General features: G+C 69.0%; 18 protein-coding genes and 2 pseudogenes. 9 read left to right on the top strand and 11 right to left on the bottom strand.

What is annotated here, in order from left to right:
• Window positions 1–217: 217 nt before the first annotated feature.
• Together A5706_RS04660 and A5706_RS04655 are read right to left on the bottom strand one after the other, a co-directional pair.
• Window positions 218–589, bottom strand: a pseudogene (locus A5706_RS04660) (MBL fold metallo-hydrolase); the annotation flags it as partial.
• Window positions 589–1,347 (bottom strand): LamB/YcsF family protein, encoded by a 759-nt coding sequence (locus A5706_RS04655; protein ID WP_068127521.1) that lies wholly within the window; start codon window positions 1,345–1,347, stop codon window positions 589–591. The pseudogene A5706_RS04660 and the gene A5706_RS04655, both read right to left, overlap by 1 nt.
• A 144-nt stretch (window positions 1,348–1,491) precedes the next feature.
• On the opposite strand from A5706_RS04655, the gene A5706_RS04650 reads away from it, so the two are divergent.
• Window positions 1,492–2,571 carry a LacI family DNA-binding transcriptional regulator gene (locus tag A5706_RS04650; protein WP_068127519.1) on the top strand — a complete coding sequence of 360 codons (1,080 nt, stop codon included), beginning with the start codon at window positions 1,492–1,494 and terminating at the stop codon, window positions 2,569–2,571.
• Here A5706_RS04650 and kstR read toward each other — a convergent pair.
• The gene (kstR, locus tag A5706_RS04645) at window positions 2,568–3,167 is read right to left on the bottom strand and encodes a cholesterol catabolism transcriptional regulator KstR (protein WP_197517744.1); all 600 of its coding nucleotides are present in this window, start codon (window positions 3,165–3,167) and stop codon (window positions 2,568–2,570) included. The genes A5706_RS04650 and kstR overlap by 4 nt on opposite strands.
• A 280-nt stretch (window positions 3,168–3,447) precedes the next feature.
• On the opposite strand from kstR, the gene A5706_RS04640 reads away from it, so the two are divergent.
• Complete coding sequence (locus tag A5706_RS04640) at window positions 3,448–5,559, top strand: acyl-CoA dehydrogenase (RefSeq protein ID WP_068127515.1); 2,112 nt, start codon at window positions 3,448–3,450, stop codon at window positions 5,557–5,559.
• A 75-nt stretch (window positions 5,560–5,634) separates the two neighbouring features.
• Here the strand turns inward: A5706_RS04640 and A5706_RS04635 are convergent, their stop codons facing one another.
• Window positions 5,635–6,168, bottom strand: coding sequence for a hypothetical protein (locus tag A5706_RS04635; protein ID WP_068127514.1), 534 nt, complete (start codon window positions 6,166–6,168; stop codon window positions 5,635–5,637).
• A gap of 28 nt (window positions 6,169–6,196) precedes the next feature.
• Window positions 6,197–7,279, bottom strand: coding sequence for a ferredoxin--NADP reductase (locus A5706_RS04630; RefSeq protein ID WP_068127513.1), 1,083 nt, complete (start codon window positions 7,277–7,279; stop codon window positions 6,197–6,199).
• Between the two features lie 148 nt (window positions 7,280–7,427).
• Here A5706_RS04630 and hsaA point away from each other — a divergent pair, with 148 nt between their 5' ends.
• From hsaA to A5706_RS04605, 5 genes are all read left to right on the top strand, one after another.
• Window positions 7,428–8,612, top strand: coding sequence for a 3-hydroxy-9,10-secoandrosta-1,3,5(10)-triene-9,17-dione monooxygenase oxygenase subunit (gene hsaA / locus A5706_RS04625; protein WP_068105642.1), 1,185 nt, complete (start codon window positions 7,428–7,430; stop codon window positions 8,610–8,612).
• On the top strand, window positions 8,612–9,490 hold the full coding sequence (hsaD, locus tag A5706_RS04620; RefSeq protein ID WP_068127512.1) for a 4,5:9,10-diseco-3-hydroxy-5,9,17-trioxoandrosta-1(10),2-diene-4-oate hydrolase: 879 nt from the start codon (window positions 8,612–8,614) through the stop codon (window positions 9,488–9,490). Before hsaA ends, hsaD begins: the two co-directional genes overlap by 1 nt.
• Window positions 9,487–10,389 carry an iron-dependent extradiol dioxygenase HsaC gene (gene hsaC / locus A5706_RS04615; protein WP_068127511.1) on the top strand — a complete coding sequence of 301 codons (903 nt, stop codon included), beginning with the start codon at window positions 9,487–9,489 and terminating at the stop codon, window positions 10,387–10,389. Before hsaD ends, hsaC begins: the two co-directional genes overlap by 4 nt.
• A gap of 12 nt (window positions 10,390–10,401) precedes the next feature.
• A complete protein-coding gene (gene hsaB, locus A5706_RS04610) occupies window positions 10,402–10,965 on the top strand; it encodes a 3-hydroxy-9,10-secoandrosta-1,3,5(10)-triene-9,17-dione monooxygenase reductase subunit (protein ID WP_067153275.1) in 564 nt (187 codons plus the stop codon).
• A gap of 121 nt (window positions 10,966–11,086) precedes the next feature.
• On the top strand, window positions 11,087–11,917 hold the full coding sequence (locus tag A5706_RS04605; protein ID WP_068127495.1) for a CHAD domain-containing protein: 831 nt from the start codon (window positions 11,087–11,089) through the stop codon (window positions 11,915–11,917).
• A 63-nt stretch (window positions 11,918–11,980) separates the two neighbouring features.
• Here A5706_RS04605 and A5706_RS04600 read toward each other — a convergent pair whose 3' ends face one another.
• Both A5706_RS04600 and A5706_RS04595 read right to left on the bottom strand, forming a co-directional pair.
• Window positions 11,981–12,427, bottom strand: coding sequence for a hypothetical protein (locus A5706_RS04600; protein WP_068127494.1), 447 nt, complete (start codon window positions 12,425–12,427; stop codon window positions 11,981–11,983).
• Window positions 12,428–12,525: 98 nt separating this feature from the next.
• Window positions 12,526–15,620: pseudogene (locus A5706_RS04595) on the bottom strand (kelch repeat-containing protein).
• Window positions 15,621–15,799: 179 nt separating this feature from the next.
• On the opposite strand from A5706_RS04595, the gene A5706_RS04590 reads away from it, so the two are divergent.
• The gene (locus A5706_RS04590) at window positions 15,800–16,630 is read left to right on the top strand and encodes an arylamine N-acetyltransferase (protein WP_068127493.1); all 831 of its coding nucleotides are present in this window, start codon (window positions 15,800–15,802) and stop codon (window positions 16,628–16,630) included.
• A gap of 106 nt (window positions 16,631–16,736) precedes the next feature.
• The gene (locus A5706_RS04585) at window positions 16,737–18,596 is read left to right on the top strand and encodes a fatty acyl-AMP ligase (protein WP_068127488.1); all 1,860 of its coding nucleotides are present in this window, start codon (window positions 16,737–16,739) and stop codon (window positions 18,594–18,596) included.
• Here the strand turns inward: A5706_RS04585 and A5706_RS04580 are convergent.
• The 4 genes from A5706_RS04580 to A5706_RS04565 are packed head-to-tail and all read right to left on the bottom strand — an operon-like array spanning window position 18,586 to window position 22,773.
• Window positions 18,586–19,755 carry a pyridoxal phosphate-dependent aminotransferase gene (locus tag A5706_RS04580; RefSeq protein WP_068127487.1) on the bottom strand — a complete coding sequence of 390 codons (1,170 nt, stop codon included), beginning with the start codon at window positions 19,753–19,755 and terminating at the stop codon, window positions 18,586–18,588. The genes A5706_RS04585 and A5706_RS04580 overlap by 11 nt on opposite strands.
• Window positions 19,752–20,699 carry an acyl-CoA dehydrogenase family protein gene (locus A5706_RS04575; protein WP_068127486.1) on the bottom strand — a complete coding sequence of 316 codons (948 nt, stop codon included), beginning with the start codon at window positions 20,697–20,699 and terminating at the stop codon, window positions 19,752–19,754. Before A5706_RS04575 ends, A5706_RS04580 begins: the two co-directional genes overlap by 4 nt.
• Window positions 20,696–21,640 (bottom strand): acyl-CoA dehydrogenase family protein, encoded by a 945-nt coding sequence (locus A5706_RS04570; protein ID WP_068127485.1) that lies wholly within the window; start codon window positions 21,638–21,640, stop codon window positions 20,696–20,698. Before A5706_RS04570 ends, A5706_RS04575 begins: the two co-directional genes overlap by 4 nt.
• Window positions 21,640–22,773, bottom strand: a complete 1,134-nt coding sequence (locus tag A5706_RS04565; protein WP_068127475.1) for an acyl-CoA dehydrogenase family protein — start codon at window positions 22,771–22,773, stop codon at window positions 21,640–21,642. The genes A5706_RS04570 and A5706_RS04565 overlap by 1 nt, the downstream gene beginning before the upstream one ends.

Below are 22,773 nucleotides of genomic sequence, written 5' to 3'. Positions count from 1 at the left end.
GGTTATGGGCCGTGATCCCGGTGAACACCCACGTCGACCACGTGCTGGACTCCGCGCTGGTCGCCGACCGCACCGGCGCGCGGCTGGTCGGCGGCGAGTCGGCCGCCAACGTCGGCCGCGGATACGGGCTGCCCGGGGACCGCATCGTCGTCGCGACGCCGGGTGAGCCGATTCGCCTGGGCGCCTTCGACGTAACGCTGGTGCAGTCCCATCACTGCCCACCGGACCGGTTTCCCGGGACGATCGACGAGCCGCTGACCCCACCGGTGCGGTCGGCGACCAGCGCGGAGTCCAGCACGTGGTCGACGTGGGTGTGCACCGGGATCACGGCCTCTAGCCGGGAGACCTTGGCGCGGGCCAGGCAGCCGTCCACGCGCGCTGGTGACGGCGACACCTTGCCGGCGGCCACCCGCGCCAGGCTGGGGCGCGAAAAGTAGCCGTCGGTCAGCAGCGCCGACGACCCGTCGTCGAGTAGCAGCGTCGCCACACCCATCCAGGTCGCCGAAAGCGGCGCGTCGGGTCCCGCCATCGGCACGTCGAACCGGTCCGCGTACCGCGCCAGGTCGGGCCGGCCGAGCTTGACCCGCATCAGCAGAACGCCCCGATCTCGGCGCCGGCCGCCTCCAGCCGATCGCGCACCACGGTCGCGATCTGCACCGCGCCGGGCGAATCACCATGCACGCAAACCGATTTCACGCTGATGCTGATCTGGGTACCGTCGGCCGCGGTGACCCGCCCCGAGGTCACCATGGCCAGCACGCGCTCGGCGATCGCCGCCGGATCGTGCAGCACCGCGCCGGGTTCGCGACGCGAGACCAATTGGCCGTCTTGTCGGTAGGCGCGGTCCGCGAATGCCTCGGCCACCGTGCGTAGGCCAAGCCGGTCGGCCTCCTCGAAAAACGCCGAACCTGCCATGCCGAGCACCGGCAGCGCCGGGTCCACCAGGTGCACCGCCGCCGCGACCGCCGCCGCTTGTTCTCGGTTGGTCACGATCGTGTTGTACAGCGCGCCATGGGGTTTGACGTAGGACACCGCCGAGCCGGACGCCCGCGCGATCGCCTGCAACGCGCCGATCTGATACACCACGTCGGCGACCAGGTCGTCGGGGGCGACGTCGATGAAGCGTCTGCCGAACCCGGCCAGGTCGCGGTAGCTCACCTGAGCGCCGATGCGCACGCCGCGCTCGGCGGCCGACCGGCAGACCCGCAACAGTCCGGCGGGGTCCCCGGCATGGAATCCGCAAGCCACGTTGGCGCTGCTGACGATCCCGAGCATGGCGTCGTCGTCCCCCAGGCGCCAGACGCCAAAGCCCTCGCCCAGGTCGGCGTTGAGGTCGATAGCGGCCACCCGCCCAGCTTATGGGGGGCGTCAGGCGGGAACCTCGCGGCGTCGCCCGAGGAGCCAACAAACAGGTGAAAATCGTTTCCATTAGAAAGTGGCGCAGCGCCGCCTCGTGTGCGCCGACAGCGAACCGCTGTAGCGTCACCGAGCGTGAGTCCCACTCCGCGTCGGCGTGCGACTCTGGCGTCTTTGGCCGACGAACTGAAGGTTTCGCGCACGACGATCTCGAACGCCTTCAACCGGCCGGATCAGCTGTCCGCCGACCTACGTGAACGGGTCCTCGCGACGGCCAAGCGGCTGGGTTATGCGGGACCCGACCCGGTGGCGCGATCATTGCGGACCCGCAAGGCCGGCGCGGTGGGCCTGGTGATGGCCGAACCGTTGACCTATTTCTTCTCCGACCCGGCGGCGCGGGATTTCGTCGCGGGGGTCGCGCAGTCGTGCGAGGAACTCGGTCAGGGCCTGCTGCTGGTCGCCGTCGGCGCGAGCCGCAGCCTCGAGGACGGCACGGCCGCAGTGCTGGGGGCCGGGGTTGACGGCTTCGTGGTGTATTCGGCCTGCAACGACGACCCCTACCTGGAGGTGGTGCTGCAGCGGCGCGTGCCCGTCGTGGTGGTCGACCAGCCCAAAGGCCTGGCGGGAGTGTCCCGGGTGGGCATCGACGACCGGGCGGCCATGCGCGAGCTGGCCGATTACGTGCTCGGGCTCGGGCACCGCGAGATCGGTTTGCTGACCATGCGGCTGGGCCGGGAGCGGCGGCAGGGCCTGGTGGACGTCGACCGGTTGCGTTCACCGGCCTTCGACGTGCAACGCGAACGCATCGTCGGCGTGTGGGAGGCGATGACCGCCGCCGGCGTCGACCCGGAGTCGCTGACCGTCGTGGAAAGCTACGAGCACCTACCCGAATCGGGTGGCGCCGCCGCCAAGGCGGCGCTGGAGGCCAACCCGCGGATCACGGCGCTGATGTGTACCGCTGACATACTGGCGCTGTCGGCGATGGATTACCTTCGGGCCCATGGCATTTACGTGCCCGGCCAGATGAGTGTCACCGGGTTCGACGGCGTGCCCGAGGCGATCGGGCGCGGCTTGACCACCGTGGCGCAGCCCAGCCTGCAGAAGGGCCATCGGGCGGGCGAACTGCTGATGACGCCGCCACGCACGGGCTTGCCGGTCGTCGAACTGCTGGACACCGAGTTGATCCGGGGCCGCACCGCCGGGCCGCCGGCCTAGCTGGCCTGGTGTTCGCCCAGTAGTAACCGTACGGCGAGGTCCAGCCGTTTGCTGACATCGGTTGCCGAGGCGCGACGGGTGAGCCACGCGAGCAGGTTGGACAGCCACACGTCCGAGATCACCCGGGCGATGTGGTACTGGTCCTCGGTCGGTTCACCGTCGGACATCGCCCGCGCGAACATGCTGTCGATGAGCTTCTCGACCTGGTCGACCTCGCTGGCCGCGGAGGCGTCGGCGAACACGTAGGCGCGCGTCATGGCCTCGGTAAGCAGCGGGTTGCGCTGCATCGCGCGGTTCAGCTTGCCGACCATGAAGTTCAGCCGCTGAAACGGGGTGCCCCCGGCGACGGCAGAGCGGTCGGTTTTCGCGTCGATGCGGCTGAACTCCCGGCCCAACGCCGACACCAGCAAGTGCACCTTCGACGGGAAATACCGGTACAGCGTGCCCACCGCCACGTCGGCCCGGTCGGCCACGGCGCGCATCTGGACCGCCTCGTAGCCGCCCTTGGACGCGATGGCCATGGTGGCGTCCAGGATGCGCTTGCGGCGTTCCCGTTGCGCCTCCGAGCCGAGCTCGGACTCGGCGAGGACCGCCACGTTCATGACCTCGCGTGGCTGCGAGTCAGGCACGTCGGCCGCGTTCGGGTTGGCTGACGACATTTGAGGGCGTGCTCCTTCTCGAGGTGGCTCGTTCGCAAACGATACGCATGCTGGGCGTAAATTTCCCACCTCCCCGCAGCAGGGACAACTCACGTGTACTGCTGTAATGGCGTTCGACTTGACGCTCGATCGCTGGCACTATTAGAACACGTTCTAGTGGGCTTTCAAGTCGTGAGAGTGCCCGTCATCCCAAACCAAGCACGCGGAGGACCAGAGGGTGGTAGCGACCGTCACCGACGAACAGTTCGCCGCGCGTGCGCTGGTGCGCGACTGGGCGCGAAGCTCGTGTTCGAGTGAGGCCGTACGCAAGGTCGAGCAGGGCAACCCCGACGCGTGGCGGCCGGTCTTCGCGAGCCTGGCCGACCTGGGGCTGTTCGGGGTCGCGATCCCGGAGGACCGCGGCGGGGCGGGCGGCAGCATCGAGGATCTGTGCGCGATGGTCGAGGAAGCGGCCAAGGCGCTGGTCGCCGGGCCGGTTGCCACTACCGCCCTGGCCACCCTCGTTGTCGAGGAGCCCGAATTGCTGGCCGCCCTGGCCGCCGGGGAACGCTTCGCCGGGTTGGCGCTGGAAGGCGAGGTGCGGTTCGACGCCCAGACGTCGCGCGCGTCCGGCACAATGCCGTGGGCGCTCGGCGCCGCGGAGGGCGCCGTCGTGATCCTGCCCGCCGACGGAAAGTGGCTGCTCGTCGACACCGGCGGCGACGGCGTGGAGCTCGAACCGCTGCCGGCGACCGACTTCTCCCGCCCGCTGGCCCGGGTGGTGCTGACGTCGGCGCCGGTCACGGTCGTCGGGGGTTCGGCGCAGCGGGTCGAGGAGCTGGCCGCGACCGTCCTGGCGGCCGAGGCCGCCGGCATCACCCGGTGGTCGCTCGACACCGCGGTCGCCTACGCCAAGGTGCGCGAGCAGTTCGGCAAGCCGATCGGCAGCTTCCAGGCCGTCAAGCACCTGTGCGCGGAGATGCTGTGTCGCGCCGAGCAGGCCGAGGTGGTGGCCGCCGACGCCGCCCGGGCCGCGGCCGAGGCCGATCCGGCCCAGTTCTCGATCGCCGCGGCCCTGGCCGCCAGCACGGGCATCGCCGCCGCGAAGGCCAACGTGAAGGACTGCATTCAGGTGCTCGGCGGCATCGGCTGCACCTGGGAGCACGACGCGCATCTGTACCTGCGCCGGGCGCATGCCATCGGGCGGTTCTTGGGTGGCGCCGAGCGTTGGTTGCGCCGCATCACCGAGCTGACCCAGGCGGGGGTGCGACGCCGCCTGGGCATCGATCTCTCCGAGGTCGAGGGGCTGCGACCCGAGATCGCGGCGGCCGTCGCCGAGGTCGCCGCGCTGCCCGAAGAAAAGCGACAGGTGGCGTTGGCCGAGGCCGGCCTTCAGGCGCCACACTGGCCGCCGCCGTACGGGCGCGGCGCGTCCCCGGCCGAGCAACTGTTGATCGACCAGGAGATGGCCGCGGCCGGCGTGGTGCGCCCCGACCTGGTGATCGGCTGGTGGGCGGCGCCGACCATCCTCGAGCACGGCACGCCCGAACAGGTCGAGCGCTTCGTGCCCGCCACCCTGCGCGGCGAATTCCTTTGGTGCCAACTGTTTTCCGAGCCGGGGGCCGGCTCCGACCTGGCGTCGCTGCGCACCAAAGCGGTGCGGGGCGAGGGCGGCTGGCTGCTCACCGGGCAGAAGGTGTGGACGTCCGCCGCGCACAAGGCTCGGTGGGGCGTGTGCCTGGCGCGCACCGATCCGGACGCCCCGAAGCACAAGGGCATCACCTACTTCCTGGTCGACATGAAATCGCCGGGCCTTGAGATCCGGCCGCTGCGCGAGATCACCGGCGACTCGCTGTTCAACGAGGTCTTCCTGGATAACGTGTTCGTCCCCGACGAGATGGTGGTCGGCGCGGTGAACGACGGCTGGCGGCTGGCCCGCACCACCCTGGCCAACGAGCGGATCGCCATGGCCTCCGGGACAGCGCTGGGCAACCCGATGGAGGAACTGCTCAAGGTGCTGGCGGAGATCGACCTGGACGCGTCTCAGCAAGACCGGCTGGGACGGTTGATCGTTACCGCCCAGACGGGCGCGCTGCTCGACCAGCGCATCGCCCAGCTCGCCGTCGGCGGCCAGGACCCGGGCGCGCAGTCCAGCGTGCGCAAGCTCATCGGCGTCCGCTACCGGCAGGCGTTGGCCGAATACGCGATGGACGTCGCGGAGGGCGGCGGCCTGGTGCGCAACCAAGCGGTCTTCGACTTTCTCAACACCCGCTGCCTCACCATCGCCGGCGGAACCGAGCAGATCCTCCTCACCGTTGCCGCGGAGCGCCTGCTCGGCCTGCCTCGGTAGGTTTCGTCGAGCCTGTAATTCTGCAGGCCCTCACTCGCACTTTGTCTGCGGATTTACCGGCTCGCGAAACCGCGATTAAGAAAACGTTGTCTGCGCGCAGGTGCTGGGCGAGGTGATGTTGACCCCGCCGTACACCACCTGGATGTGCGTGCAGAGGATCACGCTGATGTCGGTCTTGGACTGGCCCGTCTGCCAATCGGCGGAGTCGATGCGGCCGGACGTCTGGTACTTGTCCGGGGGTCCTTCTCCGAAGTAGACGGTGGTGATCTCGTCGGAGCCCATCGCCTTGTGGACCCTTTCGAACTGGCCGTTGGCGTGGGTGTCCAGGTAGGCCAGCCGGTTCGGTGACCGAACCTCGGTGGTCTGGCGGGCCCACAGGCCCGGCGGGAACCCGGTCACGCCGTCGGGCGTGCGCGTATCCGCGCCGACGGTGAAGTCGCAGTGGCCGTCGGCCCTGATGCAGTTGAGGAAGGCGTGCGTCTCGAGCTGGTTGGGCCCGTCCAGCGGGAACAGGCTGGTGGCCTCGTTGCTCGCGGCCGATGCGACGGGACTGGGCAGGAACGTCAGCATGGCCCCGACGACCGCAAATCCCGGTAACAGCCGCTTCATTCGCGCCCCCTTCCGGTTCGCTACGCGCCTATTCGTCGTAGGTGACTTCTACCGAATCAGATTCGGGGCGAGATTGACAGGCCAAAATCAGGCCGTCGTCGAGGTCCTGTTGTTCCAGGACGTCGTTGACCTCCATGTTGACCTTGCCGCTGCGCAGGGTGCAGGCGCAGGCGCCGCAGTGCCCCTCCCGGCACGAAAAGGGGGCGTCGAGACCCTTGGCGAGTAGGACGTCGAGCAGCTTGGCGTTGCGCGGCCACGACACGGTGTGGGTCTCGCCGTCCAGCTCCACCACCGCGGTGGCCGGGGGCTGGTCTCCCTCGGCCGTGTCGGAGATCTTGACCGCCGCGAACGGATCGGACTCCAGTGACTTGAACACCTCGATATGCACCTGCGCCGCAGGCACTTTCAGCCCCTCCAGCGCGACGCGCGCGGCGTCCATGAAAGGGCCTGGCCCACAGATGAATACGGGCCGGTCGGTGTAGGGGGCGGCGAGCTTCGCGAGCGACGTCGCGCCGGGCAGGCCCTGCAGCGATTCCAGCCAGTGCACGACGGTGAGCCGCTCGGGGTACTTCGCAGACAGCTCGCGCAACGCCTCGGCGAAGATCACCGAGCGGTCGTCGCGGTTGGCGTAGAGCAGCGTCACCTGGCCGCTGCCCTCGGCGAGCGCCGACTTGCAGATCGACATGATCGGGGTGATCCCGCTGCCCGCGGCCATCAGCAGGAAGTCGTCGTCGAGGGTCTTGGGCACGAAGTTGCCCGACGGCGCCAGCACGTGGATGCGCATGCCTGCCTGCGCGTGCTCGCACAGCCAGTTGGACGCGTACCCGTCCGCGGTGCGCTTGACCGTGACCGTGAGCGCGTCGTCCGTGAACGGCGAGCTGCACAGCGAGTAGCAGCGCGCCACCGACCCGGTGCGCTCGCTCGGCACCCGCAGGGTCAGGAACTGCCCCGGCGCGTACCGCAGCCGTTCGGGCGGGATGCCGGGATCGCCGGGCGCGTCCGGCACGGCGAACACCAGCGACCGCGCCTCGTCGGTCTCGGCGATCACCTCGGCGATCTGGAGTTCCAGGACGTGGTCACCCAGCGGTTCGTCGGGAATCGCTTCCGTCAAGACCCGTCCCTTCCTTTCGACACAACTAGAACATGTTACAGAAAACCGGATATATACCGCTACCAGCCGCAGGAATACCGTGCTCGACACGAATCGGAACGTGTTCTAGTCTTCTGTGTTAAGTCCGTACTCTCGGGAGGCAACGTAAGTGACGTCCATTCAACAGCGTGACGCGCAGTCGGTGTTAACTGCCATCGATGATCTGCTGCCGCGGATTCGGGAGCGCGCCCAGGCGACTGAGGACTTGCGCCGGCTGCCCGACGAGACGGTCCAGGAGCTCGAGGACATCGGTTTCTTCACCCTGTTGCAGCCCGAGCAATGGGGCGGGCTGCAGTGCGACCCCACGCTCTTCTACGAGGCCGTGCGCCGGCTCGCGAGCGCGTGTGGGTCGACCGGCTGGGTGAGCTCGATCATCGGCGTGCACAACTGGCACCTGGCGCTGTTCGACCAGCAGGCCCAGGAGGAGGTCTGGGGCGAGGACACCAAGACGCGGATCTCGTCGTCGTACGCGCCGATGGGCGCCGGCGTCGTCACCGACGGCGGCTACCTGGTGAACGGCTCGTGGAACTGGTCGTCGGGCTGCGACCACGCCACGTGGACGTTCGTCGGCGGCCCGGTCATCAAGGACGGCCGGCCGGTGGACTTCGGCAGTTTCCTCATCCCGCGCAGCGAGTACCGCATCGACGACGTGTGGCACGTCGTCGGCCTGAAGGGCACCGGCAGCAACACCCTGGTGGTCAAAGACGTCTTCGTGCCCCGGCACCGGTTCCTGTCCTACAAGGCGATGAACGACGGCACCGCCGGGGGATATGCGACCAACACCGCCCCCGTTTACAAGATGCCTTGGGGCACAATGCATCCCACCACCATCTCGGCGCCGATCGTCGGCATGGCCTATGGCGCGTACGACGCGCACGTCGAACACCAGGGCAAGCGGGTGCGCGCGGCGTTCGCCGGCGAGAAGGCCAAGGACGACCCGTTCGCCAAGGTCCGCATCGCCGAGGCGGCCAGCGACATCGACGCGGCGTGGCGCCAGCTGTCCGGCAACGTCGCCGACGAGTACGCGCTGCTGGCCGCGGGCAAGGAGATCCCGTTCGAGCTGCGGGCCCGCGCCCGCCGCGACCAGGTGCGCGCCACCGGACGCTCGATCGCCGCGATCGACCGGCTGTTCGAGGCGTCCGGCGCCACCGCGCTGGCCAACGACCAACCGGTGCAACGGTTCTGGCGCGACGCGCACGCCGGCCGGGTGCACGCCGCCAACGACCCCGAGCGCGCCTACGTGATCTTCGGGAACAACGAGTTCGGGTTGCCGCCCGGCGACACGATGGTCTGATGACCACTGCCACGGGGGAGCTCACGTTCGAGTCCACCTCGCGCTTCGCCGAGGTGGACGTCGACGGCCCGCTCAAGCTGCACTACCACGAGGCCGGAACCGGCAACGATCAGACGGTGGTGCTGCTGCACGGCGGCGGTCCGGGCGCGTCGAGTTGGACCAACTTCTCACGCAACATCGCGGTGCTGGCCGAGCATTTCCACGTGCTGGCCGTCGATCAGCCCGGCTACGGGCACTCCGACAAACGCGCCGAGCACGGGCAGTTCAACCGCTACGCCGCCCGGGCGCTCAACGGGCTCTTCGACCAGCTGGGTCTGGGACGCGTTCCGCTGGTGGGTAATTCGCTGGGCGGGGGCACCGCGGTGCGGTTCGCCCTCGACTACCCCGACCGCGCCGGACGGCTGGTGCTGATGGGCCCCGGCGGGCTGAGCGTCAACCTGTTCGCGCCCGACCCCACCGAGGGAGTCAAACGGCTGGGCAAGTTCTCCGTCGAACCCACCCGGGAGAACCTGGAGGCCTTCCTGCGCGTGATGGTCTACGACCAGAAGCTGATCACCCCCGAGCTGATCGATCAGCGCTTCGCGTTGGCCAGCACGCCGGAATCGCTGACCGCGACCCGCGCGATGGGAATGTCGTTCGCCGGGGCCGACTTTGAGCTCGGCATGATGTGGCGCGAGGTGTACCAGCTGCGCCAGCCAGTGCTGCTGATCTGGGGGCGCGAGGACCGGGTCAACCCGCTGGACGGCGCGCTGGTCGCGCTGAAGACGATTCCGCGTGCGCAGCTCCACGTTTTCGGGCAATGTGGGCACTGGGCTCAGGTGGAGAAGTTCGACGAATTCAACAAGCTGACCATTGATTTCCTGGGAGGCGGGCGATGAGTATCCGGTCGCTGGGCTATCTGCGCATCGAGGCCACCGACATGGCGGCGTGGCGGGAGTATGGCCTGAAGGTGCTGGGCATGGTCGAGGGTAAGGGCACCACCGAGGGTGCGCTCTACCTGCGCATGGACGATTTCCCGGCCCGGCTGGTCATCGTGCCCGGTGCGCACGACCGGCTCTCGGAGGCCGGCTGGGAGTGCGCCAACGCCGAAGGGCTGCAAGAGATCCGGAATCGGCTCGACGTGGAGGGCACGCCGTATAAGGAGGGCACCGCGGCCGAACTCGCGGACCGCCGGGTGGACGAGTTGATCCGCTTCTCCGACCCGTCGGGCAACTGCCTCGAGGTGTTCCACGGCGCCGCGCTGGAGCACCGCCGCGTGGTCAGCCCGTACGGGCACAGGTTCGTCACCGGCGAGCAGGGCCTGGGGCACGTGGTGCTGACCACCCGCGACGACGACGAGACGTTGCACTTCTACCGCGACGTGCTGGGTTTTAAGCTGCGCGACTCCATGCGCCTGCCGCCGCAGGTGGTCGGTCGGCCCGCCGACGGGGCGCCGGTCTGGCTGCGGTTCCTGGGCTGCAACCCGCGCCACCACAGCCTCGCCTTCATGCCCGGGCAGACGCCCAGCGGCATCGTGCACCTGATGGTGGAGGTGGAAAACGCCGACGACGTTGGCCTGTGCCTGGACCGGGCGCTGCGCCGCAAGGTGCCGATGTCGGCCACGCTGGGCCGCCACGTCAACGACCTGATGTTGTCGTTCTACATGAAGACGCCCGGCGGGTTCGACGTCGAATTCGGGTGCGAGGGGCGGCAAGTGGCGGACGACGACTGGATCGCCCGGGAGAGCACCGCGGTGAGCCTGTGGGGCCACGACTTCACGGTTGGCTTCCGAGCCTAGCCCGAGGCAACCATGTCGGCACAGATCGATCCGCGGGCCTTCCGGCAGGTGCTGGGTCAGTTCTGCACCGGGATCACCATCATCACCACCGTGCACGACGACGTGCCGATCGGCTTCGCCTGTCAGTCGTTCGCCGCGCTGTCCCTGGACCCGCCGCTGGTGCTGTTCTGCCCGACGAAGGTGTCGCGGTCCTGGAAGGCCATCGAGGCCAGCGGCCGGTTCTGCGTCAACGTGCTGACCGAAAAGCAGAAAGACGTCTCGGCACGGTTCGGTTCGAAGGAACCGGACAAGTTCGCCGGGATCGACTGGCACCCTTCGGAATTGGGTTCGCCGATCATCGACCGGTCGCTGGCCTACATCGATTGCACGGTGGCGTCCGTGCACGACGGCGGGGACCACTTCGTGGTGTTCGGTGCCGTGCAGTCGCTCTCGGAGGCTCCCAAGATCAAGCCGCGGCCGCTGCTGTTCTATCGCGGTGACTACACCGGCATCGAGCCGGACAAGACGACGCCCGCCCAATGGCGGGACGACCTGGAAGCGTTCCTCACCACGACCACCCAGGACACCTGGCTGTAGTTTTTTTGGCCGCGAGCGTAACCACAATGCGATATTTCGGTCGCGTTTTCGCAGTGTGGTTACGCTCGCGAACCGACACCCCATGTTTGGCGCCGGCCGCCTTGCGGGCATCCGGTGGGGTATGCGCTCATCAGCCACCCGGGCGTTGACGGATTATCTCAACGCCCAAATCGACGAGATAGAAAACGGCGACGAGGAGTTGCGCCACGGCGGTGGCGAAGACCCCGTGCACGACACCCGCGTGGCGGTCCGGCGGTTGCGGAGCACCTTGCGCGTCTTCGCCAAACTGCTGGACCGGCAGAAGGTCGGCGACGCCGACGTCGAACTCAAATGGTTCGCGGCGCTACTCGGCGACGTTCGCGATTGCGAGGTCCAGGAGCGCCGCTTCGCCGAGGCGCTGGACGGCATGCCCGACGAGCTGATTCTCGGTCCCGTCCGGTCGCGGATCCGCAACGACCTGCAGGCGATCGAGCTGCCCGCCCGCGCCCGGCTCGACGAGGCCATGGACTCCGACCGTTACCGCGCGCTGCTGACCGTGCTGCGCGACTGGCGCTACGAACCGCCCGTCGCGCAACAGATCTCGGCCGCGGCGCTGCGCAGGCGGGCCCGGCGCGCGGAGCGCAAGGCGGATCGGCGGCTGGCCGAGGCGCTCGGATCCGACGACAACGAACTGCTGCATCGAGCGCGCAAGGCCGCCAAGCGCGCCCGCTACGCCGCCGAACTGCGCAATCCCCTCGACAAGCGAGCCAAGCGGACCGTCAAGCACTACAAGCGGATTCAAAGCCTGCTCGGCGACCACCAGGACACCGTCGTCGCCACCCACACACTTCGGCAGATGGCGTTGGCCGCGGGAACAACTGTGGGGGAGAACGGCTTCAGCTACGGCATGCTGTACGCGCGCGAACAGCAACTCGCCCGCCAGTGTCGGGAAGACGCCTTACAGCTGGTGTAGACGACCGTGCCCGGTGGCCCGCTGAGGGGGCGGGCCACCGGGACTGGCCGGCCGGCCCGGGGCTTAGGCGCGGTGGTGCCTGGTCGCTTCCGCGTTGGTCTCCGGTGACCTCTCGTCGCGCGCTGCGTCATGGCCGTCGGCGGGCGTCTCGCGTGTTTCGGCGCGGGTCTGCGGGTCGATCTTCTCGGCGCGCTTCAACTGGTCCTCGAGTTCCTCGCGCGTCGTCGCCGCGTCGTTATGATGGCTAGCCGCGCGTTCCTGCAGCCTTGCGGCTTCGGCGGCCTTGGCTTCGGCCTCCGCCTGCGCGGCCCGCGCCTTGGCGGCCGTTTCATCGGCGAGGGCTTGCCGCTTCTCGGCCCTGGTCGTGGTGACCCTGGCCTGTTCGCGAATCTCCTCAGCCTGCCGCACGCGCCGGCGGCGCGACGCCGCCCTCGCGGCAAAGATCACGGCGGCGATCACGAGAACCGCCGCGACCACGGCGATCACAATCCACATGGTGCTCGTATTCATAGGGGGCTCCGTCGGTTCGTCTGGGTAGCTGCTGCAGCCCGTCCGTACCGGGGTCCCCATATTTGACAGGAATAAAACAACCGGGTATCCGCCGGTGGCTACCTGAAGTCGAGCGCCTCGACCGTCGCGATGGGGCCCTCGTGGGTCGGCCGATTCGCCCCGCCGATGCAGTAGACGGTGTTGCCGACCGTCGCCACCACCTCGGCGTGACGCGGCGTCGGCATGGGGGCCAACGTGGTCCATTTGCCGTCGGCGATCTCGTACATCTCGACCACGTTGAGCACCATCGTCGGTTCCTCGCCACCGACTGCCACGATGCGCCCATCGATGTACGTGGCGCCATAGCTTCCGCGCGGCGTCGGCATGCCCACCAACCTCGTCCACGCCCCGGATACCGGGTCGAAGCGTTCCAGCGCCGCGGAGTTCTTGTCGGAGGAAAGGAACCTGCCGCCGACGGCGTACACGTAGGTGCCGTCGGACACCGCGGCCAGGTGTTCGCGCGCGGTGGGCATGTCGGGGGCATCGGTCCACGAACTTCCGTCGAAGACCTCGGTCTGCGGGACCAGCTGCTTCGCGTTCTGCCCGCCGACGGCGACGAGCTTGTCGCCGGCCACCGCCGCCGCCGGCGCCGCCCGGGCGTGCGTGAGGCTGGGCAGCTCCACCCAGTTGCCGCGGCGCAGCGCGAAGACCCGGTTGGACCCGTCCGCGATGTTGTCGCTGGCGCCCCCGAGCACCACCACCTCGTCGCGGTAGGTCGCCGCGGCTGCGTGGTGCAGCGGGATGGGCAACGGGGGCCCGGTCTCCCAGGCGCCGGTGCGCGGCTCGTAGCTCTCGACCGTCGTCAGGGCGACGCCGTCCCGTAGGCCGCCCAGGATCCAGATCTTGTCGCCCAGCACGGTCCACGCCGTCATCAGCCGCGGGGTCGGCGCGTCGGGCAGAGAACGCCATTGCGACGCGGGCTGGATCTCGCGGGGCGGCAGCTTCAGCGATTCGGCCTCGGAAATCACCTGGCTGTCCCCGACGGCCGTCGAGCCGCCGATCGCGTACACGGACTTCTCCACCGCGGCGACGGCCATTCCGTGTCGCGCCGTCGCCATGTCGGGCAGGGGATCCCAGTCGTCCTCGGCGGCTGGAAGACCGTCAACGGCAAAAAGGTTGCCAGCGATCAGGTTTGGCGGGTGGTCAACAGCCGGTGGGTCGAACTGCCGCACCTGTTGGCGCCCAGGGCCGCCGCGGCGGCCGCGGTGGTCGGAGACCGGCTCGTCGTCCAGGTTTTCGCGGCCGGGTCGTACGCCTCGACCATCGTCAGGCTGGAGTCCCCGGTGGTTCCCCCGACCGCATACATCAGCTTGCCGTCGGACCCCGCGGCCAGCATCTGCCGCGGTGTCGGTATGGGCGCGCCCAGGCTCCAAGTGTTGCCGTCGAAGACCTCGGTGGTGGTCAGCAGGGCGCCCGCGGCATCGACCCCGCCGGTGACGACGAGCCGGTCTCCGACCACCGCGGCCGCCGCGGCGGCCCTGGGCGCCAACAGGTGCGGCAGTTCGACCCACCGGCTGTTGACCACCCGCCAAACCTGATCGCTGGCAACCTTTTTGCCGTTGACGGTCTTCCAGCCGCCGAGGACGACCGGGTTGCCCTGCCAGGTCACGGCCATCGCGTGTTGCAGCGCCACCGGCAGATCGTCGCCGCCCTTCCATTCGTCGATGGCGGGGTCGTAGCCCTCGTGCTTGGTGGTCGGGTTGCCGTCGCTTCGGATGCCGCCGAAGACCCAGATCGTGCCGTCGGCCTGGGTGGTGGCGACCGCATCGCGCGCGACGCGGGCGTTGGTGATCGGCTTCCAGGCGAGGGGCGCCTGGGCCGGCGGGCCGGCGGTCTTCTGAGTGCCGTTGTCGGGCCGCAACCACAGGAAGACGGCGCCCACGGCCAACAGCACCACGACGACGGCCGCCAGGGCGATGCGACCGCGCCTCTTGCCCGGTTGGGCGAACCACTCCCGGACGCGCAGCGCTACGGGTTTGCGCCATGGGGGCGGCGCCGGAGGCTGTTGGGGACCGCTCGGCGCGCTCGGCGGCCCGCCGGACGACACCCGCGGCTGCGTTTCCGCGGCGTGCCCGCTGCGCAGGACGCCGGCAGCCGCGGAAAACTCATCATGACCGGAGGGGCCCGACGGGGTGCGGGGCGCGGCCGCAACCGCGTCGTGGTGGGCGACGGGCGCCCCGATCGGCGAAGTCGGGCGGGTTTCCCCGCCATTAGGGGAGGGGGAGGGGGCGGCGTCGACGGCCGCGCGACCCAGCCCGCCGATCGCCATCGCATCGGGTTTGAGGCCGTTGACGCGCTGCGCAGCCTGCAACTCTCGGCCGAATTCCTCGGCCGAGGCGGGCCGGTCGGCCGGGTCCAGCGACATCGCCCTCTCGATCGCCGAGCACACGGCGTCCGGGATCCCCTCGGGGCGCAGATCCGGGACCCCGGTCGTGCTGATCCGCAGGTACTGCGCGATGAGGTCCTCACCCTTCTTGCGCTCGTGGGGGGCATTGCCCACGATGAGCGCATAAAGGGTGGCGCCGAGCGAGTAAATGTCGGCCGCGACCGTCGCCGGACTGCCGGTCATGACCTCCGGCGCCGTGTAGTCGATGGTGCCGGAGAAGAACCCGGTCGCCGTCTCGTAACCGCCTTCGATGTGGGCGATGCCGAAATCGCTCAACTGCGGTTCGCCGTAGTCGTTGATCAAGATGTTCGCCGGCTTGATGTCGCGATGCAGCGTTCCCGTCCGGTGCGCGGTTTCCAATGCGCCGCAAAGCTTTACACCGATGCGCAGGGCGTCGGGCCAGGACAGCGGTCCCTCGCGGCGCAACCGGACCGCCAGGGAATCCGCGGCGTGGTAGGGCATCACGATGTACGGCCGGTTGCTGGTGGTCACCCCGACCCGCAGGATGTTGACGATGTTGGGGTGCCCGGACAGCCCGCCCATGGCGTAGCCCTCGCGCAGGAAGCGTTCCCGGCTCTCCTCGTCCATGTGCGACGGCAGCAGCTTCACCGCGACGCTGCGGCCGAGCGCCGTCTCGTAACAGCGATAGATCACCCCGGCCCCACCGCGGGCCACCTGCTGCGCATCCTCAAATCCGGCGGCCGCCAGCTCCGCGGCGATCCCGCCGGATACCGACGCCACGCCGTCGGACCTGGGTTCTTCGGGCATTCCTGGCCGCTTAACCTCCCGTGCTTACAGCTCGAAGAGCTCAAGAGTATCGCCCGTGACCTCGCGGGAGCATCTTTCGGCGACCATCGTTATCAAGGGAAAACGTGGCGGCCAACCGCACGAGGAAGCAACGGGTTTGGCGCGAGCCTTCGAGGGGATGCTCGGGCCAGAATGGCGATATGACGTTGGATCTGATGGGGTATTTCGAGCGCATCGATTTTCATGGCGTTGCCGAGCCGACGCTCGACGCGCTGCAGGCGCTGGTGAGCGCTCACACGCGCGCGGTCCCGTTCGAGAACCTCGATCCACTGATGGGAACGCCAGTCGAAGACCTCGGCCCAGATGCCCTGACGGACAAGCTGGTTCAGCGGCGCCGGGGCGGCTATTGCTACGAGCAGAACGGGCTGATGGGTTACGTCCTGTCGGAGCTCGGCTTTCGGGTGCGGCGCTTGGCGGGCCGGGTGATCTGGATGCTTCCGCCCGATGCGCCGTTCCCGGCGCAGACCCACACCGTGCTCGCGGTGACCTTCCCCGGTTCCCAGGGGCCCTACCTCGTCGACGTCGGCTTCGGCGGACAGACACCGACCTCCCCGATCCGGATCGAGACCGGCAGCGTCCAACAGACCGCGCTCGAGCCGTATCGGCTCGAGGACTGCCGCGACGGGCTGGTGCTGCAGGCCCAGATCCGCGGCGAGTGGGTGCCGCTGTATGAGTTCACGACGCGCACGGCACCGGCGATCGACCTCAAGGTCGGCAGCTGGTTCGTCTCAACCCACCCGTCGTCGCACTTCGTGACCGGACTTATGGCGGCCCGCGTCACCGACGACGGCCGATTGAACCTGGCCGGGCGCTACCTGACCGTCCACCGCGCCGACGACAGCGACAAAATCCGGCTGGACGACGCGGCCGCCGTCGTCGACACCCTCGCCGAACGGTTCGGCATCAATGTCGCCGACCTGGGTGACCGCGGTGCGCTCGAGGCCCGCCTCGACAAGGTCCTCGGGCCCTGAGGCCGATTTCCAAAGTGATCCGCAGCGCGCCCATTGTTCGACGTGACGACCGCCATACCCAGGCAAATGCGGCGAATAATAAGAGCGTCTATTAACCTGTCCCAACGTGAGTCGGGATCACGGGTCGGCCGGTGCTGTCGGGGCTGCCTCGGGCAGTGTCGACCCTAACGCTGCCCCGAGCGGCGGGATTGTGGTGCCCGAGGGTGTCACCCTGACCTCGAATTTCGACCACAACCGAGCCCTGTTGGGTGACAATCCGGCCTACCGCTTCATCGACTATTCGCAGGACCAAGACGGGCGAATCCTCGAACTCAGCTGGAACGAGCTGTGGTCGCGCGTCTGCGCCATTGGCGCCCGATTGCAGCAGGTCACCAAGCCCGGGGACCGAGTGGCGATCCTGGCGCCCCAGGGCCTCGATTACGTGGCGGGTTTCTTCGCCGCCGTCCACGCGGGCAATGTCGCGATACCCCTCTTCGCGCCGACGTTGGCGGGGCACGGCGAGCGGCTGGCCGCGGTGCTGGCCGACGGCCGGCCCGCCGCGATCCTGACCACGACCGCGGCCGCCGAATCGGTGCGGACGTTTATCCGGACCCTGCCCGCGAACGAGCGGCCGCGGATGATCGCGGTCGACGCGGTACCCGCCAGCCTCGCCGAGACCTTCACCGACCCCGTTCGGGACACCGACGACCTCGCCTATCTGCAGTACACGTCGGGTTCCACCCGCACGCCGGCCGGGGTGGAGATCACCCACCGCGCCGTCTACACCAACGCGATGCAGATGATCCTGCACGGCGGGCTGAACACCGACGTCCAATGCGTGAGCTGGCTACCGCTGTATCACGACATGGGACTGATGATGATCGTGTTCACGGCGTATTTCGGGGCGCACGTCGCGCTGATGGATCCGATGGCTTTCCTTCGCCGGCCCTACCGCTGGATCAAGCAACTGGGTATCGCGGCGACCCGCGGCCGGACGATGGCGGCGGCACCGAACTTCGCCTTCGAGTTGACGGCCCAGCGGGGACTGCCCCCGAAGGGCGAAGACCTCGACCTCAGCAACGTGGTGTGCCTGCTCAACGGGTCCGAGCCCGTGAGCATGTCGGCCATCGAGCAGTTCACCAACGCCTTCGCCCCGTACGGTCTGCCCGCGTCGGTGGTCAAGCCGTCCTACGGGATGGCGGAAGCGACGCTGTCGGTCGCCAGCATCGCCCCGGACGCCGCGGCCAGCGCGATCTTCCTCGACCGCGAGCAGCTCGGCGCCGGCCGCGCGGTGGTCGTCGACCCGACGGCACCCGGTGCGCTTTCCCTTGTCTCCTGCGGCCAGCCGATCCTCGACGAGTGGGCGGTGATCGCCGACCCGGACGGCGCGGAGGTGCCCGACGGCACGGTGGGCGAAATCTGGCTGCACGGCAACAACGTCGGCCGCGGATACTTCGGCCGCGAGGAAGAAACCCGACGAGTGTTCGGCAACAAGCTGCAGTCCCGGCTCGAGGTGGGCAGCCACGCCGAGGGCGCTCCGGACAACGGGTCCTGGCTGGCGACCGGCGATCTCGGCGTCTACGTCGACGGCGAGCTGTACCTGACGGGCCGGATCAAGGACCTCATCATCATTGATGGCCGCAACCACTACCCGCACGACATCGAAACCACCGTGAGCGAAGCGTCGCCGGCGATCCGCACCGGCTACGTCGCCGCGTTTTCCGTTCCGGCCGAGGCGGTTTCAACTCTCACCGGGAGCGGCGGATCCGGCGAGCAGGTGGTCGTCGTCGCCGAGCGCGCTCCCGGCGCGGGCCGCGATTTGGGGCCCATCGCCGACACGGTGCGGGCGGCGATCTCGCGGCATCACCAGATTCGCGTCGCCGACGTGCGCCTCGTGGCCGCCGGGGGGATCCCACGCACGACGAGCGGCAAGCTCGCCCGTAACGCCTGCCGGGCCGAATACCTCGCCGGGCGGTTCAACCGCTGACGGGCAGCCAGGGGCCGATTCGGTTGAGGGCCTCTTCGATGTCGCTGGTGGGTCCGGCGAACGACAACCGGACGAACGAATTCCCGCGCGCGGTGTCGAAGTCGATGCCCGGCGCGATCGCAACGCCGGTGTCGGCCAACAGCTTTGAGCAGAAACCGAACGAGTCGTCGGTGAAGTCCGAGACGTCGGCGTACACGTAGAACGCGCCGTCGGTGGGCGCCAACCGGTCGACGCCGATTCGCCGCAGGCCGTCGAGCAGCAGCGAGCGGTTGATCGCGTAGTGCGCCAGGTTGCCGTCGGCTTCCGCAGTCGCCTCCGGGGTGAATGCGGCCACCGCGGCGAGCTGCGACAGCACCGGCGGGCAGATGGTGAAGTTTCCGGTCAGGCAGTCCACCGCGCGTCGCAGCTCCGTCGGCAGCAGCAGCCACCCTAGTCGCCAGCCGGTCATCGCGTAGTACTTGGAAAAGCTGTTGACCACCACCGCGTCTCGTGAGGTCTGCCAGGCGCAGCTGGTCTGCGGCGCCCCCTCGTAGACCAGCCCGTGGTAGACCTCGTCGCTGATCAGCCGCACCCCGGAGGCCTCGCACCACGACGCGATGGCGGCGAGCTCGGCCGGCGGGATGACCGTGCCGGTGGGATTGGCAGGGCTGGCGACGATCACGCCTTTTATCGGCGGGTCGAGTTCGGCGAGCATCTGCACGGTGGGCTGAAACCGGGTCTCCGGGCCACAGGCGATATCCACGACCTCACATCCCAACGCGGACAAGATGTTTCGATAACAGGGATAACCGGGGCTGGCCAGCGCCACCCGATCTCCCACGTCGAAGCACGCCAGGAATGCCAGCAGGAAGCCACCGGAGGAACCCGTGGTCACGACGACCGCGTCGGACTCGACCTCGATCCCGTGTTTGCGTTGATAGTCCGCCGCTATCGCGGCGCGCAGCTCCGGAATGCCAAGCGCGACCGTGTAACCCAGCTGGTTGAGGTGCAGCGCGGAGGCCGCGGCCGCGCGCACCGGCTCGGGAGCGCCGACGCTCGGCTGGCCCGCCGACAGGTTGACCAGGTCGCCGTGGCTGCGCTGGCGCTCCGCGGCGGCGAGCCAGACGTCCATCACATAGAACGGCGGGATGCCGGCGCGCAGCGCGACGTGGTCAATCACGTTGGCAGGACTTCAGATTCCAGCTTGCGCAGCAGCTCTCGCGGCGGGTCGAGCAGGTGCGCGCTGCCATGGGCGCGTTTGAAGTACAGGTGCATGTCGTGTTCCCAGGTGATCGCGATGCCGCCGTGCAACTGAATCCCTTCGGCCGCTACGGATTTCATGGCTTCGGTGGCGGCGAGGCGTGCCGTCGCCGCGCTGGTGGGATTGGGGTCGTCGCACGCGTCGGACACGACGGCCTTGGCCGCGGCGACGGTGACATACAGGTCGGCCATCCGATGCTTGAGCGCCTGGAAGCTGCCGATCGGGCGGCCGAATTGCACCCGGTTCTTGGTGTATTCGACGGTCAGTTCCAGGCAACGTTCGGCGGCGCCGATCTGCTCGGCCGCCAGCAGAATGGCGGCGATGTCCGCGATGCCCGGGTCGTCACCGATGGCTTCGGTCTCCTCCGGTTGCACTCGGGCCAGGCGGCGGGTGGGGTCCATGGTGGCGACGGGCTGTGCGCTGAAGCGGGTCCACCTGCTCAGGCCGCCCTCGGCGGCCGCGACGACGACGTCGGCGACGTCCCCATTGACCACGAAGTCGGGGTCGAGCACCAGCGCGCCGATCGAACTGCCCTCGGCGAGGGCTTCGAGTGTCTTCGCGTCCGGTTCGGCCGCCGCGAGCAACGCCAGCTCCGCGAGCGTCGTGCCAAGCAGGGGAGAGGGAACCAGGCCACGGCCCAACTCCTGCAGAACGACTGCGGCGTCGGCCAATTCGCCTCCCGCGCCGCCCAGCTCCTCGGGAATCACCAGCGCCGCGGCGCCGACCTGCTCACACAACAGTTGCCACAGCGCCTCGTCGTAGCCGCGCTCCGACTCCGTCGCGGCCCGCACCGCCGCCGGGTCCGCGTGCTTGGCGACCAGGGCGGCCACGGTCTCCCGCAAAAGCTCCCGCTCTTCACTCATAGCGCCTCCAGGACTCGCCGCCGATGTGCCTCGGGTGTGCCCCAGGCCGAGCGTAGTGCCTGCACCCGCAGCAGCCACAGTGACAGGTCGTGCTCCTGGGTGAACCCGATGGCGCCGTGGGTTTGCAACGACGCGCGCGCCGCGAGGAGGGCCGCGTCGGATGCGGCCGCCTTCGCCGCACTCACGTCGCGTGGTTCCACGGTGAGCGCCGCGCCGTACAGCAGGGGTCGGGCCAGTTCAATCGCGATGTGCACGTCGGCCAGCTTGTGCTTGATCGCCTGATACGACCCGATCACCCGCCCGAACTGGCTGCGTTGCTTGGCGTAGTCGACAGCGCCGTTCAGCAGTGCCTCGGCGGCGCCGACCAGCTGCGCCGCGGTGGCCAGCGCCCCGAACTCGTAGGCGCGCTTGACATCCGCGTGCCAGGCGTCGCCGGTCGGCGTGATGTCGTAGAGGCGACGGCTGGGGTCGACGGACCGATGGCCCTCTCCCGCTTGGGCTTCGGTGACGCCCTCGTCAGTGGCGAGCAGGACCAGCCCGGCGGTGTCGGCGTCGACGGCGCGCGGCGCGTGCGGCGGCATCGCGACGGTGGCAATGAGTTCACCGGAAGCCAGGCCCGCGCAGCGCTCGGCGTGATCGTCGGAGGCGAGCAGAATCGGAGCGACGGCGATGGATTCGGTTACCGGGCCGGGCACGCACCAGCGCCCGAGGCGTTCGATCGCGACCACCAGGTCGACTGGATGGGCCTCGATGCCGTCGAATTTCTCCGGCACGGCCAGCGCGGTGACGCCGAGGTTGGACAGCTGCTCCCATACCTTCCGGCCGGGTGCGGTGTCGCCGGCCGACCACGCGCGGACGGCGCCCGGCAGGTCCGCGGCGCCCAGCGCCGCGTCGATGCTGGCGGCGAAGTCGCGCTGCTGTTCGTCTAGTGCGAAGTCCATTACCTTTTCTCCCGGGGTAGACCCAGCAGACGTTCCGAGATGATGTTGCGCTGAATCTCGTTGGTGCCGGCGTAGATCGGGCCGCCCAGCGCGAACAGCAGCCCGTCGGTCCAGGGTCCGGCCAGTTCGCCGTCGGCGCCGAGGATGTCGAGCGCGGTCTGATGTATCGCCACGTCGAGGTCCGACCAGAACACCTTGGTCACCGACGACTCGGCGCCGAGCTCGCCACCGGCGGCCAGCCTGGTCACCGTGCCGAAGGTCTGCAGGCGGTAGGCCTGCGCGTTGATCCACGCTTCGGCGACCCGGTCGGCGAAGCCCGGAGGACTGCCGCGGTCCTTCCACAGCTGCACCAATCGTTCCGCAGCGGCCAGGAAGCGGGCCGGGCTGCGCAGCGACATGCCGCGTTCGTTGCTAGACGTGCTCATGGCAGCGCGCCAGCCGTCGTTCGGGGTGCCGATCACGTCCTCGTCGGGAACGAAGACGTCGTCGAGGAAGATCTCGCCGAAGCCGGTGTCGCCGCCGAGCTGGACGATGGGCCGCACGGTGACGCCCTGGGCCTTCAGGTCGAACATGAGGTAGGTGAGGCCGTTGTGCCGCTCGGCCGCCGGGTCGGAGCGGAACAGCCCGAATCCCATCTCGGCGAACGGCGCCCGCGAGCTCCAGATCTTTTGGCCGTTTAGCAGCCAGCCGCCGTCGGTCTTGGTGGCGGTCGACCGCAATGAGGCCAGGTCACTGCCGGACTCGGGTTCCGACCACGCCTGCGCCCAGATCTGTTCGCCGCTGGCCATTTTCGGCAGGATGCGGTCGAGTTGCTCCTCGGTGCCGTGCGCGAACAGCGTCGGGGCCAGCATCGAGGTGCCGTTGGCGCTGGCCCGGCCCGGCGCCCCGGCGCGAAAGTACTCCTCCTCGAACACCACCCAATGCAGCAGCGGCGCGTCGCGGCCCCCGTACTTCTCCGGCCAGGTGATCACCGAGAGGCCGGCGTCGAACAGCACGCGATCCCAAAGCCGGTGCTGCGTGAAGCCTTCGGCGTTGTCGTAGGACTTCGTCGGAATCTTCTCGGCGTTGGCCACCAGGAAGTCCCGCACCTCGGCTTGGAAGGCCAGCGTCTCGTCGTCTAATTGCAGATCCAA

Origin of the sequence: Mycobacterium sp. E796 (genome assembly GCF_001672815.1) — a bacterium.
GTDB lineage: Bacteria > Actinomycetota > Actinomycetes > Mycobacteriales > Mycobacteriaceae > Mycobacterium.
Note: the sequence above shows the minus strand (reverse complement) of the source record. Positions and strands in the feature narration are given on the sequence as shown.

Coding starts and splice junctions, on each gene's coding strand:
- A5706_RS04635 (WP_068127514.1), bottom strand. CDS start 6,168: ATGAAGCGGCTGTTACCGGGATTTGCGGTCGTCGGGGCCATGCTGACG.
- hsaD (WP_068127512.1), top strand. CDS start 8,612: ATGACCACTGCCACGGGGGAGCTCACGTTCGAGTCCACCTCGCGCTTC.
- hsaC (WP_068127511.1), top strand. CDS start 9,487: ATGAGTATCCGGTCGCTGGGCTATCTGCGCATCGAGGCCACCGACATG.
- hsaB (WP_067153275.1), top strand. CDS start 10,402: ATGTCGGCACAGATCGATCCGCGGGCCTTCCGGCAGGTGCTGGGTCAG.
- A5706_RS04605 (WP_068127495.1), top strand. CDS start 11,087: ATGCGCTCATCAGCCACCCGGGCGTTGACGGATTATCTCAACGCCCAA.
- A5706_RS04600 (WP_068127494.1), bottom strand. CDS start 12,427: ATGAATACGAGCACCATGTGGATTGTGATCGCCGTGGTCGCGGCGGTT.
- A5706_RS04590 (WP_068127493.1), top strand. CDS start 15,800: ATGACGTTGGATCTGATGGGGTATTTCGAGCGCATCGATTTTCATGGC.
- A5706_RS04575 (WP_068127486.1), bottom strand. CDS start 20,699: ATGAGTGAAGAGCGGGAGCTTTTGCGGGAGACCGTGGCCGCCCTGGTC.
- A5706_RS04570 (WP_068127485.1), bottom strand. CDS start 21,640: ATGGACTTCGCACTAGACGAACAGCAGCGCGACTTCGCCGCCAGCATC.